This is a genomic window from Polynucleobacter sp. es-GGE-1, from assembly GCF_018882005.1.
Classification (GTDB): domain Bacteria; phylum Pseudomonadota; class Gammaproteobacteria; order Burkholderiales; family Burkholderiaceae; genus Polynucleobacter.
In genome coordinates, this window is the sequence record NZ_JACVPE010000006.1 from 209,217 (window position 1) to 221,923 (window position 12,707).

Annotated in this window: 12 protein-coding genes; 11 read left to right on the forward strand and 1 reads right to left on the reverse strand. The window is 46.4% G+C overall.

The genetic code is table 11. From position 1 onward, the window contains the following. Positions 1-20: 20 nt before the first annotated feature. On the forward strand, positions 21-818 hold the full coding sequence (locus ICN35_RS06000; RefSeq protein ID WP_216125191.1) for a DUF3047 domain-containing protein: 798 nt from the start codon (positions 21-23) through the stop codon (positions 816-818). 7 nt (positions 819-825) lie between these two features. Here ICN35_RS06000 and ICN35_RS06005 read toward each other — a convergent pair whose 3' ends face one another. Then, positions 826-3,099, reverse strand: coding sequence for a cation-translocating P-type ATPase (locus ICN35_RS06005; RefSeq protein ID WP_216125193.1), 2,274 nt, complete (start codon positions 3,097-3,099; stop codon positions 826-828). A 51-nt stretch (positions 3,100-3,150) separates the two neighbouring features. Here ICN35_RS06005 and ICN35_RS06010 point away from each other — a divergent pair, with 51 nt between their 5' ends. The 10 genes from ICN35_RS06010 (at position 3,151) to ICN35_RS06055 (ending at position 12,706) form a co-directional block, all read left to right on the forward strand. Beyond that, positions 3,151-3,345 (forward strand): heavy-metal-associated domain-containing protein, encoded by a 195-nt coding sequence (locus ICN35_RS06010; RefSeq protein WP_216125195.1) that lies wholly within the window; start codon positions 3,151-3,153, stop codon positions 3,343-3,345. 128 nt (positions 3,346-3,473) lie between these two features. Continuing rightward, positions 3,474-4,562 carry an iron-sulfur cluster carrier protein ApbC gene (gene apbC, locus ICN35_RS06015; RefSeq protein WP_216125203.1) on the forward strand — a complete coding sequence of 363 codons (1,089 nt, stop codon included), beginning with the start codon at positions 3,474-3,476 and terminating at the stop codon, positions 4,560-4,562. A gap of 32 nt (positions 4,563-4,594) precedes the next feature. Next, positions 4,595-5,110, forward strand: a complete 516-nt coding sequence (locus ICN35_RS06020) for a DUF3305 domain-containing protein (RefSeq protein ID WP_323481872.1) — start codon at positions 4,595-4,597, stop codon at positions 5,108-5,110. Beyond that, entirely contained in the window at positions 5,110-5,673 is a 564-nt protein-coding gene (locus tag ICN35_RS06025; protein ID WP_255535729.1) for a DUF3306 domain-containing protein, read from the forward strand. Before ICN35_RS06020 ends, ICN35_RS06025 begins: the two co-directional genes overlap by 1 nt. Before the next feature lie 11 nt (positions 5,674-5,684). Then, positions 5,685-7,775 carry a 4Fe-4S binding protein gene (locus ICN35_RS06030; protein WP_216125215.1) on the forward strand — a complete coding sequence of 697 codons (2,091 nt, stop codon included), beginning with the start codon at positions 5,685-5,687 and terminating at the stop codon, positions 7,773-7,775. Next, entirely contained in the window at positions 7,772-8,404 is a 633-nt protein-coding gene (locus ICN35_RS06035; RefSeq protein WP_216125217.1) for a molecular chaperone, read from the forward strand. Before ICN35_RS06030 ends, ICN35_RS06035 begins: the two co-directional genes overlap by 4 nt. A gap of 116 nt (positions 8,405-8,520) precedes the next feature. Next, complete coding sequence (locus ICN35_RS06040) at positions 8,521-8,742, forward strand: hypothetical protein (RefSeq protein ID WP_215295218.1); 222 nt, start codon at positions 8,521-8,523, stop codon at positions 8,740-8,742. Between the two features lie 65 nt (positions 8,743-8,807). Continuing rightward, entirely contained in the window at positions 8,808-11,786 is a 2,979-nt protein-coding gene (locus tag ICN35_RS06045; RefSeq protein WP_216125219.1) for a formate dehydrogenase subunit alpha, read from the forward strand. Between the two features lie 27 nt (positions 11,787-11,813). Then, entirely contained in the window at positions 11,814-12,470 is a 657-nt protein-coding gene (fdh3B, locus tag ICN35_RS06050; protein WP_215295215.1) for a formate dehydrogenase FDH3 subunit beta, read from the forward strand. Next, the gene (locus ICN35_RS06055; RefSeq protein WP_215295213.1) at positions 12,470-12,706 is read left to right on the forward strand and encodes a hypothetical protein; all 237 of its coding nucleotides are present in this window, start codon (positions 12,470-12,472) and stop codon (positions 12,704-12,706) included. Before fdh3B ends, ICN35_RS06055 begins: the two co-directional genes overlap by 1 nt. The last annotated feature ends 1 nt before the right edge of the window (position 12,707 follow it).

The following is a 12,707-nucleotide window of genomic DNA, read 5'->3' on the forward strand; positions in this document are numbered from 1 at the left end:
ATAATTGGGACAATTAGCCCATGCCCAAGCTCCTTTCCCTTTTCTTCATTGTCTGCATTGCGCTGGCTCTAACGGCTTGCGCAGGGCTGGGTGGCGGATCAGTGCAAAATGAGTCAGGGCAGGCTTTTAATGTTGCTCAAATTCCTGCACAAGATGAGTTGCCAAAATTTTCGGCTGAGACTCCGCGCGATGGGATGCCTAATGGCTGGAATTTCTATCGGATTGCTCCTTATAAAAAGAATACGGTTTATCGCCTAGAAACTTACCAAGGCAAAACTGTTTTGAGTGCCAACTCCAAAACCTCTGCTTCAGGGTTGGCGGTGAAACTGCGCCCACGTCAAGCAAATAATTTATGGTTACAGTGGGAATGGAAGGCTTTAGGCGCTTTGCCTGATGCTGACAATGCTGAGAGTTATCAAGATGATGCGCCCTTAAGAATTTTGGTCGCCTTTGATGGCAATAAATCAAAACTTTCTTTAAAAGAAAAAATGACTTTTGAGATGGCCAGTCTCATTAGCGGTCAAGAAATGCCATACGCTACTTTGATGTATATCTGGTCAGGTAAATCTCCAATCGACACGGTCATTACCAATGCGCATACCTCGCGTATCAAAATGATTGTGGTGGATTCTGGTTGGGAAAATTTAGGAAATTGGCACAAACATCAACGTGATCTTGCTGCTGATTACAGACATGCTTATGGTGAGGCTCCTGGTGAAGTCATTGGGATTGCCTTATTAACCGATACTGATAATACAAAGTCAGAAACACGCGCTATTTATGGCGATATTGAGCTCATTCGTAAAATCCCCAAATAAGGATTGCTTACGCGTGAGAGGGACGCCAGCGTTTTAGGAGCAAGGCGTTACTCAGAACGCAAAAGCTCGAGAGTGCCATGGCACTGCCGGCGAGCATTGGTGAGAGATAGCCTAGTGCTGCCAACGGAATTCCGGTGGAGTTGAAGATAAAAGCCCAGAATAAGTTTTGCTGAATCTTTCTCCAGGTTCTCTTGGAGATATCAATAGCATCCGCCACCAAAGTGGGATCTCCACGCATCAAAGTAATGCCTGCAGCCTGCATTGCAACATCAGTACCGGTAGACATGGCCATACCAACATCTGCTGTTGCGAGAGCGGGAGCATCATTGATGCCATCACCTACCATCGCCACCCAATGACGATCACCATCTTTTTGAGAGGATTGCAGTTTCTGAATAATATCTGCTTTGTTGCTTGGCATCACCTGCGCAAAGACTTCATCGATCCCGATGGACTGACCCACGCGATTTGCTGCCGCAGTGTTATCACCCGAGAGCATCACGGTACGAATGTGCAGTTGCTGTAAAGAAGCGATCGCCTCTTTGGCATTCGGTTTGAGTTCATCATCAAAGGCAACGATCGCAATCGGAGACGAAGTAGCTTCATTCATGAGCACAGAAACAGTCTGCCCTGCATCGAAACACACTTGTGCTTTTTGAATAATGTCTGCTTGATGTGGATTTGCATCTAGTGAGGCAACACTTTGTAAGCAGAGGCTTTGCCCCATCCAACTACCAGCACTCGGTTTACCGCTAATGCCAATACCTGCTAGCGCCTTACTTTTCAAGGGTGGTATTGGGCTGACCCCTTTTTGTTTAGCTGCATCTAGCAAGGCTTTAGCCAAGGGATGCTCGCTGCCCAATTGCAAGCCTGCAGCACTCGCTAAGATGGCATCTTCATCTACAGAATCAGTAAATGAAATGATATTGAGAAGCCTGGGTTTACCAATCGTGAGAGTACCTGTTTTATCAAACGCAACAATACTTAAGCGGTGTACTAACTCAAGTACTTGAGGGTCTTTAATTAAAATACCAAAGCGCGCTGCAATACCAGTTCCTGCCATGATGGCTGCAGGTGTTGCTAAGCCAAGAGCGCAAGGGCAAGCAATCACTAGGACAGAGACTGCTCTCAGTATGGCAGTCGATGCAGAGTCCAGGTAAAACCAATTTACCAATCCAGTGATGATGGCAATCACAATCACGCTCGGTACAAAGATTGCACTGACTTGATCTACTAATTTTTGAATGGGCGCTTTTTGGGTTTGCGCATCTTCTACTAATGAAATGATTTGGGAAAGAACACTTTCTACGCCAACAGCTTGCGCCTCAACCACCAGTAAGCCTTCGCCATTCAGTGATCCACCAATGATTTTTGCACCCAGTATTTTTTTAACTGGCTCACTTTCTCCGGTCAGGAGCGATTCATCTACATGGCTAGATCCAAGCAAGATGAAGCCATCTACAGGAATGCGCTCCCCAGGTAAAACCAATACACGGTCTTTAGGGAAAACCTGCTCTAGAGGGAGATCGCGATATTGGTCGAGTGGAACACCCTCTGCGATATCAATGCTAGGGTCAAGGACTTTTGCATGCTCTGGCCAAAGTTTTTGTAGTGCTCGTATCGCTTCACTAGTTTGTTGCTTTGCACGAGCCTCTAACCATTTTCCTAGAAGCACCATACAAATAATGACAGCAGACCCCTCCAAATAGAGCTCATGAACTGCATGCGGTGAAGTCAGCATTTGAGATACGCTCAAACCATAAGCAGCACTTGTCCCAATGGCAACTAGTAAATCCATATTGCCAACGCCTGACAGGAGTGCTTTAAAACCAGACTTATAAAATCGCCACCCAAGCCAAAATTGCACTGGACTTGCTAAGAGCAGTTGCCATTTGGGAGATAGCGCCCAATGAATCCCAAAGGGCATCAACAGCATTGGCAAGATGAGTGGCGCTGATAAAGCAAAACTCAGTAACACTCTACCCAGACCATCTGACCCCCAAAATGAATGCGAGGGTTTTATCTCTGCACTTGAGTGGGGATTGCTCAAGCGCGCTTCATAACCGGTTTTATTCACTGCCGCAATAACCTCAGCAATGTTGCTAGGGGATGATGTATTGAGGCGAATTCTGGCTTGCTCAGTTGCTAAATTGACGCTGGCAGCTTCTACTCCAGGGATCTGATGAAGCGCCTTTTCAACCCGCCCAACGCAAGAGGCACAGGTCATTCCACCAATATCTAAGGTAAAAAGCTCAGAACTCATCTCTTTTAGGGTGTTCATATGGAAGATAATCTACTTCATGCCAATTAAATTCAATGCAAAAAGGTTGATATGTTGAGTCTTAAAGTATCCGGAATGACCTGTGGGGGCTGTATTAATGCCGTAACGAGGGCAATTCAAGCTCAAGATCCGCAAGCTACAGTACAGGCTGATTTGCCATCTCAGATGGTCAATCTAGAAACTTCCTTATCGGCTGCGCAGGTCAGTCAGATTATTACGGAAGCAGGTTTTCCGGTTATTCAATAATTACCAAGAGATCCATAAGCACCTGCTCAGCAAAGTTTTGCTGGTGCGGTTAATCTACTTGATGTTCCAAAAATTAATTAAAGCAGTTCTGAAAATGTATTCAGAGCTACTGAGCATAGGAGAAAGTAGTGTCAGTTACTGTAGAAGCTGTACAAGTAGCCCTCAAGGGCTTGCTTGATCCCAATACAAAGATCGACTTTGTAACAGCTAAAAACCTCAAAAATTTGCGTATTGAAGATGGCGATGTTTCGTTCGATATTGTTTTGGGGTATCCCGCTAAAAGTCAATTTGATTTGATTCGTAAATCCGTTATCAATGCTGTGCGCGCATTGCCTGGGGTTAAAAACGTCAGCGTGAATGTGAGCAGTCAGGTTGTCGCGCATGCTGTGCAACGGGGCGTTAAATTATTGCCGGGCGTGAAAAATATTATTGCTGTTGCGAGCGGTAAGGGTGGAGTTGGTAAATCAACCACTGCTGTGAACTTGGCATTAGCGTTAGCAGCTGAAGGTGCGCAAGTCGGAATATTAGATGCCGATATCTATGGGCCAAGTCAGCCCATGATGTTAGGTATTACCGGTAGACCAGAATCTGTTGAAGAGAATACGATTGAGCCAATGGAAGGTCATGGCTTGCAAGCTAGCTCTATTGGTTTCTTAATTGAAGAGGATGCACCAATGGTATGGCGTGGTCCTATGGTGACTTCTGCTTTGGAGCAACTGCTGCGTCAAACCCGCTGGCGTGATCTAGATTACTTGATTGTTGATATGCCACCAGGCACTGGTGATATCCAGTTGACCTTGTCGCAGAAAGTGCCTGTTACCGGCTCGGTCATTGTGACTACGCCGCAGGACATCGCACTGTTGGATGCTCGCAAAGGTTTGAAGATGTTTGAGAAAGTCGGTGTGCCGATCATCGGCATTATTGAAAATATGAGTACTTATGTTTGCACTCAGTGCGGTCATGAAGAGCATGTTTTTGGTAGTGGTGGCGGTAAAAAAATGTGCAAAGAGTATGGCGTTGATTTCTTGGGTTCATTGCCACTGAATTTATCGATTCGTGAACAGGCAGATGCTGGCCGTCCAACTGTGGTTGCTGACCCGGATGGAGCCATTAGTGCCATCTATAAGAACATCGCAAGACAAGTCGCTATTCGTGTTGCTACTCTGTCAAAAGATATGAGCAGCAAATTTCCGAACATTGTGGTTCAGAACACCTAAGGCGCTGGGTACTTATGCGCTTTGCAGTGCTAATGCGTAAACAAAATATGGATAACCCATGGGTGTCATACCGATGGGTTCCTCAGGAAGTGCTCCCTGATTTTGGACAATTCAATGCCAATCAAAATAGCGCTATCTCAGGGCAGTTTTTGGGTCGTGATGCTGAGGGTGAATCTTGGTTATTCACCGGCTTTGAATTAAATCTTTTTCCTGATGAGGCTGAAGGCTATTACCTGAATGTTTCTGCAACAACGCCCGCATGGTTTGTGATGTGGCGCTTGGAAGAAGAGATTGATCGCTATATTGATGCGCAATCACTTGAGATGGCTAAAGCGGAAGTCAGTATTGCCGTTCCTCATCGTATCTGTGTGAGCTATAACGAAGCAGCGCGATTGCTTGATGGAGGAGAGTCAGTGGACACTGTTCCCATGAATGATGAGCATGCCTCTTGGCTGCAAGAGTATGTCAATGAAAATTATCGACCTGAGCCCAAAAAACGGCACAAGCCAGCATCATTTAAAGGCGCCGAGCGCTCAGCGGAGGAATGATGGCGGATGGTTTTCTAAGTCGCTGGTCACGCCGTAAGGCAGGCAAAGAGGATGAAGTAGCGGAGCAACAAAAAGAAGCTACTCAGCCACTAGCTCAGACAAATGCAGAAATGAAGGCACCAGATCCTGAGGTGCCACCGCCACCGACTTTAGATGATGTCGAAAAGATCGATCGCTTTGCGCCGGACTTTTCTGCATTTATGAAACCGGATGTTGATCCTGCTGTTCAGCAGGCCGCTCTTAAGAAGATGTTTACTGATCCCCATTTCAATGTGATGGATGGTCTAGATATCTATATTGATGACTATTCCAAGCCGGATCCTTTACCACCTGGTATGCTAGAAAGAATGGTCCAAAGCGATATGCTTAATCTCTTCAAGAAGAGTAGTGATGAAGCTGATCAAAAGGAAGGGCCTGCTGGGATTACTAAAGCAGCAGAGCCTGAGCAAGCCACTATAGAGGCTCCCACACAAAGTGATTTAACATCCACTCAAATCCAAGCACAGGAAAAATCTGCCAGTCTGGATGAAATGCCGCTTGCGTCAGATCAGAAAAAAACCTAAGAAGGTTGTCAATGAGTCAAAAATTAGTCTGTAACTGTAATGGCACGATGCCTTTGGATGCGAAGGCTTTGGGTGTTTCAGTACATCGTTCCTTATGTCGACAGGAAGTTGGATCTTTTTTAAAAGCCCTGGATGGTTCTGACTCTCTAATCGTAGCTTGCACGCAAGAGGGAGCACTCTTTGCTGAATTAGCAGAGCAATCTGAAAAGCCTTTGGTGGCGCCATTGCGCTTTGTCAATATTCGCGAAGTTGCCGGTTGGACGCAAGAAGCAAAATTATCAGGACCTAAGATTGCGGCACTTTTGGCTTTGGCTGATATGCCCGAAGCTGAGCCTGTGCCTGTGGTGAATTATGAAAGTCAGGGAAGATTGTTATTAGTAGGCCCTGGATCTCAGGTCTTACCTTGGGCAGAAAAGCTTGGCGCTTCTTTGGATATCTCTGTGTTGTGTACCGAGTCAGGTGATTTGCCTTTAGTGCGCAACTATCCCATTTATACCGGCGTAGTGACTGAGCTTGAGGGTTATCTGGGTAATTTCTCAGCAGATTGGGATTTACAAAACCCAATTGATCCGGAGATGTGTACTCGTTGCGGGGCTTGCGTTGAAGTCTGCCCTGAAAATGCCATTGATCTCTCATTTCAAATTGATTTAGACAAATGTAAATCCCATCGAGACTGTGTGACCGCCTGTGCCAGTATTGGCGCCATTGCATTTGATCGTGTGGAACGTAAACGCAGCGCCGAATTTGATTTGATCTTGGATTTACGCGCAGATCCAAAAATGCCGATGAGCCAAACTCCTCAGGGCTACTTTGCTCCTGGTAGAGATCCTCTTGATCAAGCATTAGTTGTAAATCAATTATTAGAGATGGTGGGTGAGTTTGAGAAGCCTAAATATTTTGCCTACAACGAAAAAGTTTGTGCCCATGGACGCAACGGTAAAGTAGGCTGTAGTGCCTGTATTGATGTCTGCTCTACCGGTGCAATCCGTTCTATCTTTAAAAATGGGCAAGGTAGCGTTGAAGTCAATCCTAATCTTTGCATGGGTTGTGGTGCTTGCTCGACTGTATGCCCATCGGGGGCGATGCGCTATAACTATCCAAGCGTGCCGCATCAAGGTAAAGAATTAAAAACCTTGGCTAGCGTTTTTCATGCTGAAGCCAAAAAGCTCAATCAATCAGTCGCCCCAAGCTTGCTCTTACATACCTTGAAGGCTGGCACTCGCATGATTGATGGCTTGGGCCGCTCCGCGCATGTGATGCCAAAACAATATGAAGGACTGCCATCATTTGTTATTCCTTATGGCATAGAACATATTGCCTCTACTGGCTTAGATCTCTGGTTGGGGGCTTTAACCTACGGCTTTGCTGAAGTCATCATGCTATTGGGTGGTGATGAAGATCCGGCTTATCGTGCCGCTCTTGAAGAGCAGGCTCAATTAGCGAGTGCTATTTTGCAAGCCTATGGCTTTGAAGCGCGCATTCAATTGGTAATGGCTGATTCTGTAGACGATCTTCAAGGTCTATCAAAAGCCATGGGCACGCTGCGTCAACGGGGCGCTCTGGATGTCATTTGCACGCCCGCCAGTTATGGCCTCTCCAATCAAAAGCGTGAAACCTTGGAAGCTGCGCTAGAGCATTTACAAAAGCAAGCAAAGACACCATTGCCTGAGTTGGGCGTGTTTTTGCCAAACAATTCTTTATTAGGTGGTCTGGCAATTAACAAAGACGCTTGCACCTTATGTATGTCTTGTGTCAGCAGTTGTCCGGAGGGCGCGCTGCTCGATAATCCTGATGAACCCATACTGTCGTTTATTGAGAAGCATTGTGTGCAATGTGGCATTTGTGCCCAAACTTGTCCCGAGCATGCTCTCACCTTAATGCCACGCCTACAAACAGTTGAGCAACGGAAACAGAAGGTGGTGCTGAATGAAACGCAAGCGTTTCACTGCATCAGTTGTGGAAAGCCCTTCGGTACTGCGAAGATGGTTGATCTGATGCTGACTAAGCTTGGTGCTCATGGCGCCTTTGCTGGAGCGGCAATGGATAGATTAAAGATGTGTGGTGATTGTCGAGTAGTGGATATGGTGAAAAAAGAAACATGAGCGAAAAAGAGAATGCATCAACTGAAGTAGGTGATGTAGGCCTGCCAGAGGATTTGGCGAGAGCGGATCTTTATGGTCTGATCGCCAGATTTTTTCATTTGCCACCAGATCAAGAGTTGCTTGATCAAATTGCGGCTACTGCAGATCAGCAGGATGTAAGCGATGAGGCGCCTTTGGCCAAAGCCTGGATGGATGTTGTTGAGGTAGCCAAGAACAATCCAGCCAAAGCTTGGCATGATGAGTTTGATCTGAACTTTATTAGTGTGGGCAAGCCTAATGTGGTTCTTAATGGCTCTTTCTATATGGCGGGTCATTTAAATGAAAGACCCTTAGTCAATATTCGCAAGGCATTAGAGGAATTTGGTCTTGAATCGGCTGAAGAAGTTACTGAAACCGAAGACCATATCTCTGCACTTTGCGAGGTGATGCGATATCTGATTGCGGGTGACGATGTAGAGGTATCAAACCTTACAAATCAAAGGGTTTTTTTCAATGCGCATATTCGTCCTTGGTTTGAGGACTTATGTGATGCGATTGAAGACATTCCCGAGATGCATTTGTATCGTCCAATCGCCACGCTAACCCGAGAATTCCTAGCGATTGAGGGACAAAGTTTTGACATGATTTAATGTTGCATTGCAACAAAGGGAAAGTCCTAGTTAGCCCTACAAGTCATATAAGTGTCAAAAATGCAAATACGAATTACACTTGACGGATATTAAGAATAACCAAATAGGAGCATGCCATGAGCACGAAATCCAAAGTTGTATCTAGCGAAGAAAATAAGCCATCTCGCCGCAACTTCTTTATTGGTGCAGGCGCTGCAGTAGGTGCGGTTGCCGTAGCCTCCCAAACCTCTATTGGTAAGGCTGTTATTCAAGAAATTGGTAGCACCGTAAAAGATCAGAGCAAAGGCCAAACGATTACTGCGCACATGCGTAAGTATTACGAAAGCACCATGCTCTAAAGAGTTGGTTTCAGTTGAATTGATTTAATCATTAATAAATAAAAAAACTTTCCCAGGGACATCATATGAGTCTGACTCGTAAATCAAATACCCCACAAAGCAGTCGTACTTCATCACGCCTCATCGGCAGCTTATCGCGTGGCTTAAAAGCAGCGGTGCCGACGATGGATCGTCGAACATTCCTAAAGCGTTCAGGCGTCGGTGTCGGTGCTGGTATTGCTGCTAGCCAATTAAGCTTGGTGCAAAAAGCTGTAGCTGAGCCAAGTAAAGCCATGCTGGACGGCAAGGGCAAGATTGAAGTCAAGAGATCGATTTGTACTCACTGTTCAGTAGGCTGTGCGGTAGATGCCACAGTTGAGAATGGTGTTTGGGTTCGTCAAGACGCAGTGTTTGACTCCCCAATCAATATGGGCGCGCACTGTGCCAAAGGTGCTGCTTTGCGTGAGCATGGTCACGGTGACTATCGCTTGCGCTACCCAATGAAGCTGGTGGATGGTAAGTATCAGCGTATTTCTTGGGATCAGGCACTTACTGAAATTACTGCTCAGATGAAGAGTATTCGTGAGAAGTATTCTCCAGATGCGATGTTCTTTATTGGATCATCAAAGCACAACAATGAACAGGCCTACTTACTGCGTAAGTGGGTCTCTTTCTTTGGTACCAACAATACAGACCATCAGGCGCGTATCTGTCACTCGACCACAGTTGCCGGGGTAGCCAATACCTGGGGTTATGGCGCGATGACCAATAGCTATAACGACATGATGAATGCCAAGGCAGCCATGTATATTGGCTCCAACGCTGCTGAAGCTCACCCAGTTTCAATGTTGATGTTGTTGCACGCTAAGGAAAACGGCTGCAAAGTGATTGTGGTTGATCCACGTTACACCCGTACCGCTGCTAAGTCAGATCAGTTCGTTCGTATTCGTTCAGGTAGCGACATTCCTTTCTTGTTCGGCGTTCTGTATCACATCTTCAAAAACGGCTGGGAAGATAAGAAGTACATCAACGACCGCGTATACGGTATGGATGAGATCCGCAAAGAAGTGATGGAAAAGTGGACGCCTGCTGCAGTTGAAGAGGCTTGCGGTGTTCCAGAGGCACAGGTTTATCAAGTAGCCAAGACTATGGCAACAAATCGTCCGAGTACAGTTGTTTGGTGTATGGGTCAAACCCAGCACACCATTGGTAATGCGATGGTGCGTGCATCCTGCATCTTGCAGTTGGCTCTCGGTAACGTTGGTAAGTCTGGTGGCGGTACTAATATTTTCCGCGGTCACGATAACGTTCAAGGCGCTACAGACGTAGGTCCAAACCCAGATTCATTGCCTGGTTACTATGGCTTGGCAGCGGGTTCATGGAAGCACTTCGCAGCAGTGTGGGGCGTTGATTACGAATGGATTAAAGGTCGCTATGCACCAGACATGATGGAGAAGTCAGGTACTACTGTTTCTCGTTGGGTGGATGCTGTTCTTGAAAAGAACGACATGATTGATCAGCAGACTAACGTGAAAGGTTTGTTCTTCTGGGGTCATGCTCCAAACTCACAAACTCGCGGCTTAGATATGAAGCGTGCGATGGATAAGTTGGATCTCTTGGTGGTAGTGGATCCTTATCCAAGTGCAACCGCTGCGATGGCTGCAATGCCACCAGCAGAAGGACAGACAATCAACAAGAATCGCAATGTCTATTTGTTGCCAGCAGCAACCCAGTTTGAGACTTGTGGCACTGCTACTGCATCAAACCGCTCATTGCAGTGGCGCGAGAAAGTGATCGATCCATTGTTTGAATCTGTTCCTGACCATGTGATCATGCAGGCTTTTGCTGATCGTTTAGGTTTTGGTCAAGAGCTATCCAAGAACTACAAGATGCTCAACTCTAAATTTGCTGGTAAGCAATGGAAAGAGCCACAAATTGAGGATATCTTGCGTGAAATTAATCGTTCCGTCTGGACGATTGGTTACACCGGTCAAACGCCTGAGCGTCTCAAAGCGCATATGAGAATGGTTGCAACATTCGATCCGAAGACCTTGAAGTCTCGTGGTGGAGTTGATCCTGTGACTGGGTACGACACAACAGGTGACTACTATGGCTTGCCTTGGCCTTGCTACGGCACAGCCGCAATCAAACATCCAGGTTCACCAAACCTCTATGACACCAGCAAGACCGTGATGGAGGGTGGTGGTAACTTCCGCGCGAACTTCGGTGTTGAGCGTGAGGGAGTGAGTTTGTTGGCCGGAGATGGATCTCATTCCAAGGGTGCTGCCATTACTACTGGCTACCCAGAGTTTGACCACGTCTTTGTGAAGAAATTAGGTTGGTGGGATCAGTTAACCGAAGACGAGAAAAAACTTGCTGAAGGTAAAAACTGGAAGACCGATTTGTCTGGCGGTATCCAACGCGTTGTGATGAAGAACGGTTGCCATCCATTTGGAAATGCCAAAGCACGGGCGGTTGTCTGGAACTTCCCAGACCCAGTTCCAATTCACCGTGAAGCGCTTTACAGTACTAATGCACCGATGATGCGCAAGTATCCAACTTCTGCAGACAAGAAGAATTTCTGGCGCTTACCAACACTCTATAAGACCGTTCAAGATCAAAACTTGAATGAGAAGTTATATGAGAAATTCCCAATCATTTTGACTTCTGGTCGCTTGGTTGAGTACGAAGGTGGTGGTGATGAGACCCGTTCTAACCCATGGTTAGCAGAGCTCCAGCAAGAAAACTTTGTGGAAATTAATTCTAAGGCTGCAGCAGATCGTGGCATTAAGAACTGGGATTACGTTTGGGTAAAGTCGCCAACCGGCGCCAAGATCAAAGTACGTGCAATGGTTACCGAGCGTGTTGATCAGGGAACTGCTTTCGTGCCATTCCACTTTGCTGGCTGGTGGCAGGGCGAAGACATTCGTAAGTACTATCCAGAGGGCGCAGCACCAGTAGTTCAAGGTGAAGCGGTCAATACTGCGACTACATATGGTTATGACCAGGTGACTATGATGCAAGAAACCAAAACCACCATGTGTCAAATCGAAAAATTTGCCTAAGTTAAAAAATAAAGTCAGGAGAACACAATGGCAAGAATGAAATTTATCTGCGACACAGAACGATGCATCGAATGCAACGGTTGTGTCACTGCTTGTAAAAACGATAACGAAGTACCTTGGGGCGTAAATCGTCGCCGTGTTGTTACGGTGAACGATGGCATTGTCGGTCAAGAGAAATCAATTTCAGTGGCCTGTATGCACTGTACTGATGCTCCTTGTATGGCTGTGTGCCCAGTCGATTGCTTCTACCGTACCGATGAAGGTGTCGTGCTTCATGACAAAGACATTTGCATTGGTTGCGGTTATTGCTCCTTTGCATGCCCATTTGGCGCCCCACAGTTTTTGAGTAAGGGTGCCTTTGGCTCTCGTAGCAAGATGGACAAGTGCACATTCTGTAGCGGTGGTCCTGAAGAAAACGGTAGCGTTGCTGAATTTGAGAAATATGGCCGTAATCGCTTGGCAGAAGGTAAATTACCTCTTTGCGCTGAAATGTGCTCTACCAAGGCTTTGATTGGTGGCGATAGCGATATTATTTCTGGCATCTTCAATAATCGTGTTGCCACTCGTGAGAAGAATGGCAAGTATGCCGGCTCTAAGGCTTTTGGTTGGACTACTGCTTATGGTGGACCAGACACTCCAGCGCCAACTCCAACGCCTGCTGCAAAAATTCCAGGAGCGAAATAATGAAATTCAATTTCAAAACTCTCGGTTTGTGTTTTGCAGCAGCAGCGCTGTTGGCTGCTTGTTCTGAGCCCCCAGAAATTGCAGCAAAAGCTGCTAAGCGACCTGATGTTGCACCATACATGGGTGCGGACAATGGCTTCATGACCAAAAACTGGACCCCAAAAAATCAAGCCAGTTGGACTGAGTCGGTTGATAAGCGTACTCAAGGTCAAAACGAATACAGTCGCGTTAAGTGAT

Excerpts from the sequence above, each read along its gene's own strand:
- ICN35_RS06010 (WP_216125195.1), top strand. The coding sequence starts at position 3,151 with ATGTTGAGTCTTAAAGTATCCGGAATGACCTGTGGGGGCTGTATTAAT.
- ICN35_RS06025 (WP_255535729.1), top strand. The coding sequence starts at position 5,110 with ATGGCGGATGGTTTTCTAAGTCGCTGGTCACGCCGTAAGGCAGGCAAA.
- ICN35_RS06055 (WP_215295213.1), top strand. The coding sequence starts at position 12,470 with ATGAAATTCAATTTCAAAACTCTCGGTTTGTGTTTTGCAGCAGCAGCG.
- ICN35_RS06000 (WP_216125191.1), top strand. The coding sequence starts at position 21 with ATGCCCAAGCTCCTTTCCCTTTTCTTCATTGTCTGCATTGCGCTGGCT.
- ICN35_RS06030 (WP_216125215.1), top strand. The coding sequence starts at position 5,685 with ATGAGTCAAAAATTAGTCTGTAACTGTAATGGCACGATGCCTTTGGAT.
- ICN35_RS06040 (WP_215295218.1), top strand. The coding sequence starts at position 8,521 with ATGAGCACGAAATCCAAAGTTGTATCTAGCGAAGAAAATAAGCCATCT.
- ICN35_RS06035 (WP_216125217.1), top strand. The coding sequence starts at position 7,772 with ATGAGCGAAAAAGAGAATGCATCAACTGAAGTAGGTGATGTAGGCCTG.
- fdh3B (WP_215295215.1), top strand. The coding sequence starts at position 11,814 with ATGGCAAGAATGAAATTTATCTGCGACACAGAACGATGCATCGAATGC.
- ICN35_RS06045 (WP_216125219.1), top strand. The coding sequence starts at position 8,808 with ATGAGTCTGACTCGTAAATCAAATACCCCACAAAGCAGTCGTACTTCA.
- ICN35_RS06020 (WP_323481872.1), top strand. The coding sequence starts at position 4,595 with ATGCGTAAACAAAATATGGATAACCCATGGGTGTCATACCGATGGGTT.
- ICN35_RS06005 (WP_216125193.1), bottom strand. The coding sequence starts at position 3,099 with ATGAACACCCTAAAAGAGATGAGTTCTGAGCTTTTTACCTTAGATATT.